Here is a 12,956-nt window from a genome sequence, read left to right as displayed (position 1 = left end):
TATCGCTAGTTCAATGTCTGAAAAAGCCATACTCCAGCGCAAGGCACCGCGTTGGTCCACCCGCCGGCGCGTTTTCTTGGGGACCCTGTGGGCGGTCTGCCTGCTGATCTCGATCGCCGCCCTGGTGATGCCCTTCTCCACCCGGCCGGCCAGCCTGCGCGCCCAGGTGGGTGACGTCACCAGCCAGGACATCGTAGCCCCGCGCACGCTCAATTATCAGAGCGCCGTGTTCACCGAGCGCGACCGGCGCGAGGCGGCCGATGCGGTGGCGCCAGTCTACGGCGCCCCGGATGCCAACGTGGCGCGCCAACAACTGGAGCACCTGCGTGCCGCGGTGGATTTTATCGATAGCGTGCGCGCCGATGGCTACGCTACCCTCGAACAAAAAATTGGCGATCTAACCGCCTTACAAAACGTCAACCTGGGGCGTGAAAGCGCCCAGGCGATCCTGCTGCTCAACGATAGCGCCTGGCAGAATGTGCGCCAGGAGGCGATCGTGGTGCTGGAGCAGATCATGCGCAGCAGCATCCGCCAGAGCCGCCTGGATGAAGCGCGCCGCAGCATCCCCGCGCTGGTGAGCCTGTCGCTGCCACAGGATCAAGCCACCCTGGTGGCCGAGATCGTGGCCGCCTTCGTGGCCCCCAATAGCTTCTACTCCGAGGCGCTGACCCAGGTGGCGCGTGATGAAGCCAGTGCGGCGGTACCGCCGGCCGTGCGCACCTTCGTCACCAATGAGATCGTGGTCGCGCGTGGCCAGGTGATCAACGAGGCCGACCTGGAGGCCTTGCAGCAGTTTGGCCTCGTGCAGCCCGAAACGGGCTGGCAGAATTACGTAGGCGCCGCCGCGCTGGCGCTGGCCGCGTTTGCACTGGCTGGCCTGTTCCTGCGCTTCCGCCCGCAACTGCTCGATAAAATTCGTGAGCTCACCCTGGTGGCCACACTTTTTGTAGCCTTTCTGCTGGTGGCGCGTTTTGTCATCGTGGATCGCACGGTGCTGCCCTATCTGTTCCCGGTGGCGGGTTTCGGTTTGCTCGCCGCCACCTTATACAGCTCGCAGGCCGCCATGGTCTTTTCGCTGGTGCTCAGCGTACTGGCAGCCTATAACCTGCCCAACGCCTTTGACCTGACGCTGTTCTACTTCTTCGGCAGCTTGTTTGGCATCCTGTTCCTCAAACGCGCCCAGCGCGTCATGGCCTATTTCTGGGCTGGCGCGGCGGTGGTGGTGGCCGGTGCCGCGATCCTGATCGCCTACCGCCTGCCGTTGGCCTCCACCGATGCCTTGGGCATCCTCACCCTGCTAGGCGCGGCCGCGCTGAACGGCTTCCTGGCCGCCAGCCTGACGATTGTGCTGCAATTGTTCCTGGCCCAGTGGCTGGGCCTGACCACGACCGTGCAACTGATGGAGCTGGCACGGCCTGACCATCCTTTGTTGCAGTTGGTGATGCGCCAGGCGCCCGGCACCTACCAACATAGTTTGCTGATCGCTAACCTGGCGGAGCAAGCGGCGGAGGCGATCGGCGCAGATGCTTTGCTCACCCGCATCGGCTCGCTGTATCACGATGCCGGCAAAGCGCGCCAGCCGCACTACTTCATCGAGAACCAGGTCACTGGCGCGCCCAACCCGCATGAGCAGCTCAGCCCCACCGAGAGCGCCGCGCACATCATCCGCCATGTGCCTGACGGGGTCGAGCTGGCCCGCAAGCACCGCCTGCCCAACCGCATCATCGATTTCATCAAAGAGCACCACGGCACGCTGGTGACGCGCTTCCAGTATGTGTGCGCCGTGGAAGCCGCCGGTGGCGACGAAAGCCAGGTGAACCTGGATGATTTTCGCTACGACGGGCCGCGGCCGCAATCGCGCGAAACCGCCCTGGTGATGCTGGCCGATGGTTGCGAGGCGCGCACGCGTGCCGAGCGCCCCAAGACCCAGGAGGCCTTGGAGGCGCTGGTGAAGAGCGTGATCGACAACCGCTTGAATAACGGCCAGTTGGATGACACCACGCTGACCATGTATGACCTCAAAGTGATCGCCGAAACCTTCGTTACCGGGCTGCGCGGTGTCTACCATCCGCGCCTGGTCTACCCGGATCTGGACGAGAAGACCATCAACGCCCTCGACGCCCAGCCCAGCCTCAAATCGCTGCCGCCCAAGCAATGATCCATCTGCATATTGAGAGCCGCTATCGCGCCCTAAAGCTGGGCGCCGCGGTGCGCAAAGCCGCCCTGGCGGCACTGGCGCAGCAAAACAGCCAGGCGGCTGAGCTCAGTGTGGCGCTCACTGGCAATGTACAGGTGCGCCGCCTCAACCAGCAATTCCGCGGTGTGGATGCCGCCACGGATGTGCTTTCCTTTGGTGCGGAGCAAGCCCCGGCCGGTGCCGGCGATACCTATCTGGGAGATATTGTCATCTCCGTGCCGCGTGCCCGCGCCCAGGCCCGCGCCGCCGGACACAGCCTGGCGGCCGAGGTGCAGTTGCTGACTGTGCACGGCGTGCTGCATCTGCTGGGCTATGACCATGCCAGCGCCGCCCAGCGCCGGCGCATGTGGGCTGCGCAAGACGCCATTCTGGCGGCCTTGCGCTTGCCCATGCGCTCCGCCGAAATGGAAACCCGGCCGGAAGCCAAATAAAAAAAGCCCTGGCATTGCCAGGGCTTTTTGTTTGCTGCCAACGCGCTTACACGAAGCGCTCGCGGATCTCCGAACTTACATAGTCCAGCGCGGCCACGGTGATGGCGATCAGCCAGACGGCAATGCCCACCGCCTCGTAGTTGTACAGGCGGATCCATTGCAGCAGGATGAAACCGATACCACCGCCGCCCACGAAACCGAGCAGGGTGGACATACGCACGTTGATATCCCAACGGTAGACCGTGAACGAGATCACCGGCGGCATGATCTGCGGTACCACCGCGTAGACCACACTCTGCAGGCGATTGGCGCCTACCGCGTCCAGCGCTTCCAGCGGGCCGGGGTCAATGCTCTCGATGGCTTCAGAGTACAGCTTGGCCAGCGAGGCCACCGTGTGCAGGGTCAGCGCCAGGGTGCCAGCGAAGGGGCCTAAGCCCACCCAGATGGCGGCGATGATGGCATAGATCAGCGCTTCTACGGAACGCACGATGTTGAAGATCGTGCGCACGATGCCGTACAGGATCAAGCCCACCGGCACGCGGCGCGTCTCGCGCTTGCCATACAGATACCAGAACACCGCCAGGGTCACCAACACCGCACCGATCGCGCCATACCATTGTTCGTTGATGGCGGCGATTTCGTTGCCCACCACAATGCTGCGCACGCCGCGGCTAAAGCCCAAGCCCAGGCGGTAGCCTGGGTAGGCGGCCAGCAGCGCCAGCAGCCCCGAAGCGGTCCAGTAACCAGCATCCTTGCCCAGGCGGGTCAGTAGCATTTCGCTCAGGCGGCCGCCAAACTGCAAGCCGAGATAGCCCAGCCCCAGTACGGCGATCAACCCCACCAAAAAGATCTGCACGGGCGCTTTATCCAGGCCGCCCAGCGAGTTGGAGACGAAGTTGGTGACCTGCAGGCCGGCCCAGCCGCCCGCCAGGGCGCCGGCCAGCGAGCCCACAATGCGTTGCGGGGTGCCCAGGATGGGGGCCATCAGGTTCTTGGCGGCCAGGAAGGACAGCGGGAAGGCGGCCACGATGCCGAAGAAGGTCGCCATCAGGCCGATCATGATCGTTTCCAGCAGGCCGATCAAGGCCAGCTTCATTTCTTCGCTCAGCCGCCCGCCGAACACCAACACGCTCTCCTGGCGGATGATCAGCGAGTGGATCTGCGTGCCGACGGCGGTATCCGGGGCCACGACCGCATCGGGGATGTTGAGCGTGGTGGTGAAACCACCGTCCTCATCGATGGTGATGTCGGTTTCGCCCATGCCACGCGGCGTGAACGGGTTGCCGATCGGGTTGGCCCAGCGCACGTGCACCACCTGGCCGGGCACAAAGTTGCCGCCGGTAATGGTGAGTTGCGTACCCAGCTCCAGGCCGCCGGTGATCGGGCGAGAGCTGAGCTGGCCGCAGGTAGGCGTGGCACTCACCCAGGGGTCATCCGGCAGGGCCGGGTTCGAGGGCGGGCCAACTTCCCCATCGGGGCAGGGCGCCTGGATCTTCTGCACAACTTCGAAGACTTCCTGGTCGTAGGCAAACGCCGAACGCCAGGGCCACAGGATGCGCGGCAACAAAATACCCACATCCTGATATTCGCGGATCGCTTTGGGCAGGTCTACCCCGGTGAGGTTGTAGCCGAGGGCAAACACCAGCAAACAGGCGATGACGATCGCCGCGCCCATCGAGGGCAGGAACTTGCCGCGCAGGTGCTCGCCGCCGATGCGTGCCGCATCCACCACTTGCCACAGCCACAGGGCGGCCAGGGCCGCGCCGGCATACAGCGCGGTGACGCCATGCACCTGCGAGATCTCCTCGGGGCGCAGCACGGTGGGCAGGATCTGGCTTGGGCCAATGACCACAAGCAGCAGGAAGAACAAGATCACTACGCCGTAGAGGCTAAAGGCCTCCATGGCCGGGTCTTTGGTCACGAAGCGCACGAAGAGGTGGCGCAAGGCGAGCAGGAACACCAGCAAGGCCGCGGTGGCAAGCACAACTTTGATGAAGACCGCGGTGCTGAGGCTGTAATCTGGGAAGCGGGCGCGCTGGGCGATGGTCCACATGCTCAGCCCGAACAGGGTAACTACCATCAGCAGGATCGTCAGCCCGCGCGTGCGTGCTTTGGCCACAAACTGGCCTAACCCGGGCACGATCAGCGAGAGCAGGGCATGCAGGGGGGAGCGCTTGGTGCGCTCAAACGATGGAGGCGTGGATTTGGCCATTGCTATGCGCCTCCCATGCGAATGGCTTCTTCGCCGTAGATCTCTTTGAAGCGCGCATCGCTCATCTGTTGAATATCGGCTTTGTTGCCTTCAAACACCACTTGGCCGTTGCGCAGGCCGATCACGCGTTCGCAATAGCGTTCGACCAGATCGAGGTAGTGCAGGCTGCACAGCACGGTAATGTTGTCTTCGTGGTTGAGCTTTTCAAGGTAGCCCAGGATCGAGTGCGCCAACACCGGGTCGAGGCTGGCCACGGGCTCGTCGGCCAGGATCATCTTGGGCTCCTGCATCAGCGCCCGGGCGATGCCCACGCGCTGCTGCTGGCCACCGCTGAGCTCATCGGCACGGTTGTGGGCCTTGTCGGGAATGCCCACACGTTCCAGCGCCTGCAGCGCCATCTGGCGGTCCTGGCGGCTGAAGCGGTTGGCCAGCGCCCAACTGGGCGGGGTGTAGCCCAGCCGGCCTGAGAGCACATTGGTCAGCACGCTGGAGCGCTTCACCAGGTTGAATTGCTGGAAGACCATGCCGATCTCACGGCGTACGAAGCGCAATTCACCCTGGGGCAGGTGAGTAATATCCTTGCCATTCCAGATGATGCGCCCCTCGGTCGGTTCCAACAAACGGTTGATGCAGCGCAACAAGGTGGATTTGCCTGACCCGCTGAGACCGATCACGCCCAGAAATTCGCCGTCTTGCACTTCAAAACTGACGTCTTTGAGCGCCACAGTACCATCGGGGTAAATCATGGTAAGGTTTTCGACTGTGAGCATGGGATTATTGTAAAAGGATTCTGGATTTTGCAAACCTACAAAAAACGGGAAGGGTGCGCTGGGGAGCGCAGACCCTTCCCGTTTTGTTTGCTGTGCTAGCTCAACGCCAGCCAAGCAGCATTCGCGTAGACCTGACTAGCAGTCTTCGCTGATGCGGCCTTCGCTGCTGATGCACATGCCAGCCGCTTCGAGCTGCTGGCGGAAACCATCGTAGAAGCTGTCTTCGGTGGCTTCCAGGCCGCTCCAGCTATACAGCTGGCTCAGCTGGGCCAGACCCTCTTCGCTGTCGTTCAACGCCAGCAAAGCGGTCTTGAGGGCTTCCACCGTCTCGGCGCTCAGGGAGGGCGCGAAGCTGATGGTGTCATTCGGGATCGGCGCGCTCTCGGTGACAACGATCACCTTGTCGCGTACATCCGGGTAAGCCTCTTCCACGTTGGAGCGGGCATCGGTGAAGGTGGAACCCGCGTCACACTGGCCTTCGTACACGGCGATGATCACGCCATCGTGACCACCGGCATCCACGATCTCCATGTCGGTCTCGGGGTTGATGCCCTCAGCCTTGATGGCGATGGAAGGCAGCACCCAACCGGAGGTGGAGGTGGGATCCGGGCGGCAGAACTTGGTGTTGGCCAGGTCAGCCAGGCTGGTGATGCCCGTATCGGGGCGGGTCACAACCTGGGCGGTGTAGAAGCTGCTGCCGAAGCGCAGGGAGGCAATGCCGACATCGGCGCAACCACGTTGGTGGGCAACGATGTAGTTGAAGGTGTTCAGCGCGCCCATCTGAGCCTCGCCGTTACACATAGCCTCAACGGCCGCGGTGAAGTCGGTCGTGATGACCGGCTCAATCACCAGGCCAGTGGCCTCTTCAATGGCAGCCGCAATGCCGCTGGCACCGCTCAACACGGCGTCAGTGTCCTGTGAGGGAACCAAGGCCCAAACGATCGGGTTCTCCTCGGTGCCATACACGGGGCCAGCCTCTACGGTGGGCTCTTCGGCGGGGGCCTCCGTGGCAACCGGTTCAACCGGCGCTTCGGTGGGAGCCGCGGCGGAGCCGCATGCTGCCAGCAGCAGTGAAAGCACTACTACGATGGCCAGCACGGGAAAGAAACGATTCTTCATAGCTCTTCTCCTTGTGGGTTTAGCAGCTTTGGGGCTGCCATAGTAAAAAGAATGATAAATCACCTGATTTGGTACAACCTTAAAATATCCTTGCCTCGCCCCAGGGGAGTATGTCCGGCGGGTCCGGCGGGACCATGCCGGGTCGGGCAAGGCCATGCCGGGTCCGGCTTGGCCTCTCCAGCCGGCCTATCCGGCCCACAGTAAAATCAGGCCATGTCTGCCCCGGCCTATCTCGACTATTTGGCGCAATTGCCCAGCCTGGCGGCCCAGAACCAAAATAGCCTGGCGCCTGAGGAGTTCCAGTTGGCGCGTGTGGCCGGCCTGCTGGCCGCCCTCGGCGAGCTGCAGCAGGCCTATCCCAGCCTGCATGTGGCCGGCACACATGGCAAAGGCTCGCTGTGCGCCCTGTGCGCCGCCGCCTTGCAGGCACACGGCTACCGCACCGGGCTGTTCACCTCGCCCAACCTCGCCGGGGATGTCCACGGGATCCGCATCGATGGCGTGGCGGCTGCGCCGGAGCTCCTGCAAGCTGCTTTTGCGCGCCTCTACCCGTACTTGCAGGCCCAGCCGGGCTGGACCTATTTTGAAGTCAGTGTGGCGCTGATGTTTACCGCCTTCGCCCTGGCAGCGGTAGACGTGGCCGTGATCGAAGTGGGGCTGGGAGGCCGTCTGGACGCTACCAATGTGCTGCGCCCGCGCGTCAGCGTGATCACCCCGATCGATCTTGACCACACCGCCATCCTCGGCGGCAGCTTAGCCGAGATCGCTGCCCACAAGGCCGGCATCATTAAGCCCGGCGTGCCGGTGGTGAGCGCCGCTCAGCCCGCCGAGGCCGCCGCGGTGATCGCCGCTCAGGCAGCGGCGCTGAACGCGCCATTGAGCCGCGTGGGCGTGGAGTGGCAAGTGCAGCCCCTGGCGGCCGCGGCCGGCGGCCAGACGCTGCGTGTACGCGGCGCGGCGGGTGATTGGCAGCCGCTGCAGATCCGCTTGCTGGGCGCGCACCAGATCGGCAATGCCGCCACTGCCTACGCCGCCTTGCAAACGTTGGCAGATACGGGCTTGCCGGTGAGCCTGGCCGCCATTCAGACCGGCTTTGCCGCGGCGCGCTGGCCAGGCCGTTTTGAAGTACACCCGGGCCAGCCCACCGTGATCCTGGACGGGGCGCACAGCCCAGGGGCGGCGCGCGCTCTGCGTGCCGCGCTGGATACCTACTTTCCCGAGGTGCCGGTTGTGTTGGTGCTCGGCGTCTCGGCGGATAAAGACTTGCCCGGCTTGTTGTCTGCGCTGTTGCCGCGCATCCAACAGGCCTATGCCACCCAGGCGGCCCAGCCGCGGGCCATGCCCGCCGCCGAGCTGGTTGAACGGCTCGGCGCACTGGGGCTGCCGGCGCGCGCCGCGCCGCAGCCGGCCGCGGCGTTAGCCGCGGCCCAGGCGGCCTGCCCACCGGGCGGCGTGGTGCTGGTGGCTGGCTCCTTGTTCTTGGTGGAGGAAGTGGGCGAGGATTTAGGAGCTGAACCTTCAACCAATTGATTAAGAGTCAACTCCTCATTTCTCGCCGTGAGCGGCAAGGGCCGTAGGGGCGAGTCTTAGACCCGCCCTACAAACTCAGTGCATCCTGAGCGTTAGCGAGGGATCATTGGTACGCACATAAGCAACTAAGCTCGGCACAGAAGACCGGTCAGCAAGGATTCTTCCCTGTTCCGGCTTCGGCGATCCGGGTGTGGATGTATAAACCCGGTCAGAATGACACGGGGTTCTGCCTGCACTCGATTCCAGGAATTCAATGCGATAATTGTTTAATGAGCCCAATAAAAATAGCGCTCTCCGCGGTGACCTTGCTGGCCCTGGCAGCCTGCAACCTGCCGGGGACGCCAGCCCAGCCCACCGCCACCAGTATCATGCTGCCCGCAGCCACCCAAACCACCGCGCCCGCCGTAGCCACTGACGAAGCCGCCGCGCCTACGCCCTCCGGCGAGGTAGCCTTGGAGGCGATCCTGATCGGCAGCCCAGGCTTTGCCTCAGCGATCAGTTCGCCGGTGACGGTGAGCGGCCAATCCCGCCCCACCTTTGAGCAAAACCTGGTCATCGCCATCTACGACGAGGCCGGCAACCAGATCGCCCTCACGCCCACCACCATCGCCGCCGAAGCCGGCAGCCCCGGCCCCTTCTCGGTAGAGCTGCACTTCTCCGTCAGCGAGGAACAGCCCGGCCGGGTGGCGGTGATGGAAACCAGCGCACTGGATGGCGGCATCGTGCATCTCACCAGTGTGGAGGTGACCCTGCTGCCCGGCGGCGAAGCGCGCCTGCTGCCGCAGCCGGTGGCAAGCGAGAACATCGCCATCCAGTCGCCGGGGCCAAATAGCTCGATTGCCGGCGGCAGCCTCACCGTTAGCGGCTTCTCCGCCTATTACTTCGAATCCAACCTGGGCTTGCTGTTGTGCGGCGTGGGGGCCGGGCCGAGCGTAGAAGCCAGCCCGCTGGCGCACAGCATCTGTGGCGATGCCAGCGTGCTGGCCAGCAGCTTCGCCAGCATTGCTGCGCCCGATATCGGCCAGCCCGGCCCGTTCAGCGGCACGCTGAGCTGGTCTGTCAGCCAGGCCGTGCCCGGCCGCATTGTGCTCTACGCCGAGTCGATGCGTGATGGCGGCCTGCTCCATCTCAGCAGCATTCCGGTACTCATCCAGCCTTGAACGCGCCTGCCGTCGTCCTAATCACGGGCGCCTCTTCGGGCATCGGCGCCGCCACGGCGCGCCGCCTGGCCGCGGCGGGCTACCGCGTAGTGCTGGCCGCCCGGCGCCTGGAGCGCCTGCAAGCCCTGCAGGCCGAGATTGCTGCGGCGGGAGGCACGGCATTGGCGCTGGCTGCTGATGTGGCCAACCCGGCCGATAGTGAAGCGTTGGTAGCGCGCAGCCTGGCGGCCTACGGGCAGATCGATGTGTTGATCAACAATGCCGGTTTTGGCCGCACGCAATGGCTGGAGGCGCTAGACCCGCAGGCCGATATCGTTGCGCAGATCAACGTCAATCTCACCGGGGCGATCCTGCTCACCCGCGCGGTATTGCCGCACATGCTGGCGCGCCGCCAGGGCCATATCATCAACATGAGCTCGCTGGCCGGCTTGATGGCAACCCCGACCTATAGCGTGTACGCGGCCAGCAAATTTGGCTTGCGCGGCTTCAGTGAGGCCTTGCGCCGCGAAGTCGGCGTGTTCAACATTCACGTCTCCGTGGTCTACCCCGGCGGCGTGGATACTGACTTTGCCAGCCACACCGGTATGCAACGCAAAGGGCGCCTCAGCACCCCCCAGCCGCTGGTGCTCAGTGCCGAACAGGTGGCCACGGCGCTGCTGGGCCTGGTCCGCCGCCCGCGTCGCAGCCTGGTGCTGCCCTGGGTCTATCGGCTGGTGGTGCTGTTTTCAAATCTCTTCCCGGCGCTAAGTGATTGGGTGCAGGAGCAGATCTTCACCCGCCCTGAGCGCGGCCTGCGCTAGCGGGACCGTATAATCACTGCACATGAAGCCATCCTTGCTTGAGCGTTTACGCTATCGCCTCGATAACTTGATCTCGCGCGGCACCCCGGCTTTGATCGCGGTGGTGCTCTCGGTTTCGTTGTTGGTGGTGCTGCTGGCCGCCACGGTGATCTCGATCGCCGGTATCGTGCAGGAGGGCGATCTTGAGCCGCTGAGTTTTGCCGAGGCGGTGTGGCAAAGCCTGATCCGCGCCCTCGGCTCGGGCGCCATCATTGGCGATACCGGCGCTGGGTTCCGCACGGTGATGCTGATCGTCACCGTGGTGGGCGTGTTCACGCTCAGCGCTTTGATCGCGGTGCTCACCAACGGCATCCAGCGCCGCATCGAAGAGCTGCGCAAGGGGCGCTCGCGCGTGCTGGAGCATAACCACACCCTGATCCTGGGCTGGTCGCCACAGATCTTCACCATCTTGAATGAATTGGTGCTGGCCAATCAAGGCCGGCACAATGCCTGTATCGTCATTCTGGCGGATCGCGACAAGGTGACGATGGAAGATGAGATCGGCGAGCGCGTGGCGCTGCACGGCAGCCGCACGCGCATCGTCTGCCGCCGTGGCAAGCCCAACGACCCGGCGGATATTGACATTGCCAATCCGCAGACCAGCAAATCGATCATCATTCTGCCGCCCGATACAGCCGACCCGGATGCGGAGGTGATCAAATCTGTGCTGGCGATCACCAATGCCACCAACCGCCGCGCCGAACCGTACTCGATCAATACGCAGGTGCGCAACCCGCGCAACCTCAATGTACTCAAGCTGGTCAGCGCCGAAGATAAGGTGCAGGTGGTGCTGATCGGTGATCTGATCTCACGCTTGATCGCCCGCGCCAACCACCAATCGGGCTTATCGCTGGTGTATACCGAACTGATGAACTTTGCCGGCGATGAGATCTATCTGCTGGAAGAGCCCAGCCTGGTGGGCAAGACCTATGGGGATGCGCTGCTGGCCTATGACGAAGCGGCGGTGATCGGCCTGCGCGGTGCCGCCGGCGAGATCAGGCTCAACCCGCCGATGCCCACGCCGCTGCAGGCAGGCGATCGCTTGCTGGCGCTGGCGGCCGACGCGGGCGTGCGCCCAGCCAAGCCGGAAGAGGTGCAGATCCAGCCAGCCTTGATCGTGGCCGGCGCGGGCGACCCGGCGCCGCACAGCGTGCGTACGCTGATCCTGGGCTGGAACCACAACGGCTTCACGATTCTGCGCGAGCTGGATCATTTTGTGGCCCCGCACTCTGAGCTGCGCATCGTGGCCGATATTAATGACGCCACCGCCGAGACGATTCGTCTGCAGGCGGGCCAGCTCAGCAACCTGGCCGTGCATGTGTTGCAGGGCGATACCACCGATCGCGGCTTGCTGGATGCGCTGCGCGTGGATGATTACGAACACGTTATCGTGCTGGCGTACGCTGAGCGCGGTGTGCAGCCTGCCGACGCGCTGACCCTGGTGACGCTGCTGCATTTGCGCGATATCTTCCACCATGACCAGACGCCTTTCTCGATCGTCAGCGAGGTCCTCGATGTGCGCAACCGCGAACTGGCGCAGGTGACCCGCGTGGATGACTTCGTGGTCAGCGAGCAACTGGTCAGCCTGATGATGGCGCAGTTTGCTGAGAATGCCGAGCTCTACGCGGTGTTCGCCGACTTGTTTGACCCGCAGCACGCGGATATCTACCTCAAGCCCGCGTCTTTGTATGTGGAAACCGGCCGCCCGGTGAATTTTTACAGCGTGGTGGAAGCGGCGCGGCGCCGCGGCGAAACGGCTATCGGCTACCGGCTGGTGGCGGATAGCAATCACCCTGAGCGCGGCTATGGCATCCGCACCAACCCGCCCAAATCCGCCTCGACGATCTACGGCGAGGGCGACAAGATCATCGTGTTGGCCGAAAATTAACCAATTTTGAGGCAACAAAAAAGCGCCCGCAATTGCGGGCGCTTTTTGCATCGGCGTTGAGGTGGGTTTAGCCGGCGGCGTTTTCGCCGCCGGGGCGGGCCTGCTGCTCGGCGCGCTTGGCTTCCTGCTGCTGCATCACGGCGCGAATGCCGTTGCGTACCTGGTTGAGCACGCGCTCCAGTTCCATTTCCAGGCTGGTCAGCGTTTCCACTACGTAGTCATCGGCTTCCTGGCGCGTGGCATCTGCATCCAGGTTGGCCTGTTGCAAGATCTGCTCGGCGCGGCTTTCGGCGGCAGCCACGATCGCATCGCGCTCCACCAGGCCATCGCTTTTCTCGCGGGCCAGTTGCAGGGTGCGCTTGGCCTCCTCCTGCGCCTGGGCCATCGTGCGGTCGCGCTCGGCGATCAGCTTCTGGGCCTTTTTCACCTCATCGGGGATCGCCACGCGCATCTGATCGATCAGATCCAGCATGCGGTCTTCGTCCACAATGACGTTGTTGGTCAGCGGCAGGGGTCGGCTCTCATTAAAGAGCTCTTCCAGCTTGTCTACGAGTTGAAGAATATCCATAGGTTGGTTCTTGCCTTCTAGCGTGCAGATGCAAGATTTGAGCCTAGCTTATCGGTAAATCTCCATTTAGGCAACTTGCAGGGGAAGCCAAATCGCTGCCCTTGTGTCATCCTGAGCGGGTAGATAAACCAGCACCGGAACGCCGAGGCCCGTTCAGCGAAGGATCCCTATGGGCATTTCTTCCACATGAGGCTCTTTCCAAAACACGCGCTACAGGGATTCTTCGCGGGCGCAAGCGGCGT

Annotated in this window: 10 protein-coding genes; 6 read left to right on the top strand and 4 right to left on the bottom strand. The window is 63.6% G+C overall.

The window, feature by feature from the left end; all coding sequences use genetic code 11:
* Positions 1–13: 13 nt before the first annotated feature.
* Both KF821_10390 and ybeY read left to right on the top strand, forming a co-directional pair.
* Positions 14–2,158 (top strand): HDIG domain-containing protein, encoded by a 2,145-nt coding sequence (locus tag KF821_10390; protein ID MBX3006218.1) that lies wholly within the window; start codon positions 14–16, stop codon positions 2,156–2,158.
* Positions 2,155–2,628, top strand: coding sequence for an rRNA maturation RNase YbeY (ybeY, locus tag KF821_10385; GenBank protein MBX3006217.1), 474 nt, complete (start codon positions 2,155–2,157; stop codon positions 2,626–2,628). Before KF821_10390 ends, ybeY begins: the two co-directional genes overlap by 4 nt.
* A 46-nt stretch (positions 2,629–2,674) precedes the next feature.
* Here the strand turns inward: ybeY and KF821_10380 are convergent, their stop codons facing one another.
* The 3 genes from KF821_10380 to KF821_10370 all read right to left on the bottom strand — a co-directional run bounded on the left by KF821_10380 (position 2,675) and on the right by KF821_10370 (position 6,729).
* Entirely contained in the window at positions 2,675–4,840 is a 2,166-nt protein-coding gene (locus tag KF821_10380; GenBank protein MBX3006216.1) for an ABC transporter permease subunit, read from the bottom strand.
* A 2-nt stretch (positions 4,841–4,842) separates the two neighbouring features.
* A complete protein-coding gene (gene phnC, locus KF821_10375) occupies positions 4,843–5,610 on the bottom strand; it encodes a phosphonate ABC transporter ATP-binding protein (protein ID MBX3006215.1) in 768 nt (255 codons plus the stop codon).
* Between the two features lie 135 nt (positions 5,611–5,745).
* Positions 5,746–6,729: a phosphate/phosphite/phosphonate ABC transporter substrate-binding protein gene (locus tag KF821_10370; protein MBX3006214.1), complete on the bottom strand. Its 984-nt coding sequence runs from the start codon at positions 6,727–6,729 to the stop codon at positions 5,746–5,748.
* 213 nt (positions 6,730–6,942) lie between these two features.
* Between KF821_10370 and KF821_10365 the strand changes: the two genes are divergently transcribed.
* The 4 genes from KF821_10365 (at position 6,943) to KF821_10350 (ending at position 12,146) form a co-directional block, all read left to right on the top strand.
* Positions 6,943–8,259, top strand: a complete 1,317-nt coding sequence (locus KF821_10365) for a hypothetical protein (GenBank protein MBX3006213.1) — start codon at positions 6,943–6,945, stop codon at positions 8,257–8,259.
* A gap of 269 nt (positions 8,260–8,528) precedes the next feature.
* Positions 8,529–9,419: a hypothetical protein gene (locus KF821_10360; GenBank protein MBX3006212.1), complete on the top strand. Its 891-nt coding sequence runs from the start codon at positions 8,529–8,531 to the stop codon at positions 9,417–9,419.
* Positions 9,416–10,219, top strand: coding sequence for an SDR family NAD(P)-dependent oxidoreductase (locus KF821_10355; GenBank protein ID MBX3006211.1), 804 nt, complete (start codon positions 9,416–9,418; stop codon positions 10,217–10,219). Before KF821_10360 ends, KF821_10355 begins: the two co-directional genes overlap by 4 nt.
* A gap of 22 nt (positions 10,220–10,241) precedes the next feature.
* On the top strand, positions 10,242–12,146 hold the full coding sequence (locus KF821_10350; GenBank protein ID MBX3006210.1) for an NAD-binding protein: 1,905 nt from the start codon (positions 10,242–10,244) through the stop codon (positions 12,144–12,146).
* A 67-nt stretch (positions 12,147–12,213) separates the two neighbouring features.
* Here the strand turns inward: KF821_10350 and KF821_10345 are convergent, their stop codons facing one another.
* Positions 12,214–12,714, bottom strand: coding sequence for a hypothetical protein (locus KF821_10345; GenBank protein ID MBX3006209.1), 501 nt, complete (start codon positions 12,712–12,714; stop codon positions 12,214–12,216).
* Positions 12,715–12,956 lie beyond the last annotated feature (242 nt).

The organism is Anaerolineales bacterium (assembly GCA_019637755.1).
GTDB lineage: Bacteria > Chloroflexota > Anaerolineae > Anaerolineales > UBA11579 > JAMCZK01.
This window is presented reverse-complemented; position numbering and strand designations above follow the sequence as displayed.